This is a genomic window from Rothia sp. HMSC071F11, from assembly GCF_001809115.1.
Classification (GTDB): domain Bacteria; phylum Actinomycetota; class Actinomycetes; order Actinomycetales; family Micrococcaceae; genus Rothia; species Rothia dentocariosa.
In genome coordinates, this window is sequence record NZ_KV795770.1 from 79,932 (window position 1) to 81,528 (window position 1,597).

Annotated in this window: 1 protein-coding gene; it reads left to right on the top strand. The window is 58.8% G+C overall.

The window, feature by feature from the left end:
• Positions 1-1,597 (top strand): FHA domain-containing protein (locus HMPREF2554_RS09830; RefSeq protein WP_141744398.1); only part of this gene is annotated, 1,597 nt, incomplete at both ends.

The following is a 1,597-nucleotide window of genomic DNA, read 5'->3' on the forward strand; positions in this document are numbered from 1 at the left end:
GTGGGCTGCATGCGGGGCGCATCCTGCCCCTGCCAAGCGGTCGCGCCCTCGTGGCGGGGCGTTCACCCCAGGCCGATGTAGTGCTGGAAACCGAGAGCGCATCCTGGGAACACTTCACCGCCACCCAGACCGACAACGGGGTACTCATCAAAGACTCGGGATCCACCAACGGAACCTATGTGAACGGCGCAAAACTGGGCGAAGATGGGGTAGAAGTAGACGACGAAGCCGTTATCTACGCCGGGGGAGTGGCATTGCTTGTGCGCCCGCAGCTCACCGAAACCCTGGCACCGCGCGCAGGATCGCTTCCCAATCTGACCCCCAGCCGCACGGCACCCTTCAACCGTCCGCCGCGCGCGGCGCTCATGCCCGAATCAGATACCGTCAAAATACCGAAGCGAAAGAATGTTACTAAACCCTCAAAATTCAGTATCGCCACGGTACTTGCTCCACTGATTTTCGCCGGTGCCATGGTCGCCATGATGCGCGAAATCCGTTACGCGCTTTTCGCGCTGCTCAGCCCGGTAGCGGCCATTGGTATGTGGCTCGAGCAGAAAATGCGCTTCAAACGTGAGAAGCGAGAAGAAGAAAACCGGTTCGAGAAAGAACTCGACAAGGTTAAAACCAAGTTCGACGACATCTACGACTATGAGCGTCTGCGTCTGCAGGAACTCGCACCCGACCCCGCCAGCGTGGCGCGGCGCATCGAGCTTCCCAGCGTGGAAGTATGGCAGCGCCGCTTTAAAGCCTCTGATTTTATGACGCTCCATGTGGGGTACGGCAACTACGCCTGGATTCCCAAGAACGATTTGACCTCAAGTCAGGAACCCGAGAAAGAAATTAAAACTCTTCTCGACTCATCCAAGCTCATGGGAGCCCCCATGGTCGCCGACCTGACCGACGCCGGTGTTATCGGTATCGTGGGTGATAGGGAAGGCGCCCTCGCCCTAGCGCGCAGCCTCGTCATGCAGTCCGTGACTCACTGCGGACCCGCTGACCTCACCCTAGGCGTCTTCTTCGACCGCGGAAAAGAAGACGAATGGTCGTGGACCTCGTGGCTGCCGCATACCCGACAGAGCGGATCTTCCACGGGTGGCCGATGGATTTCGCAGGATTACGAGCACTCCAACGCTATGCTCAAAAACCTGCAGCAGAGCATCGACGGGTTACTAACCCCCGGCCTGATGCTGGTGATCGACTCTGAGGTACTCACTGAAGGCCGTGATGCCCCAGCCCGTAAACTCTTAGGGTACGGTCGGGGTGAAAACCCGCACCGCCAGTCCAGCCGCGATAAAGTAGTGCATAAAGCGTTCGGCATCGTGATTGCCTCGTCCGAAGAGCAGCTTCCCGCCTCCTGTACCGTAGTTGTTACAGTGGATGAAGATGCCGCCGCAACCTTCTACGAACCCGAAAAACGCCGTACCGTCAACGACGTTATTATCGGCGGCATCGACCTTGACTACGTCACAAAACTGGCGCGAATGCTCGCGGAATTTGACGACCCCGAACTCATCATCCCCGGTGCGGGTCTGCCCGGGCTGGTGCGTCTGCCCGAGCTTACCGGCATCGGCACGCCGCCCACCGCCCAAAAGATTAT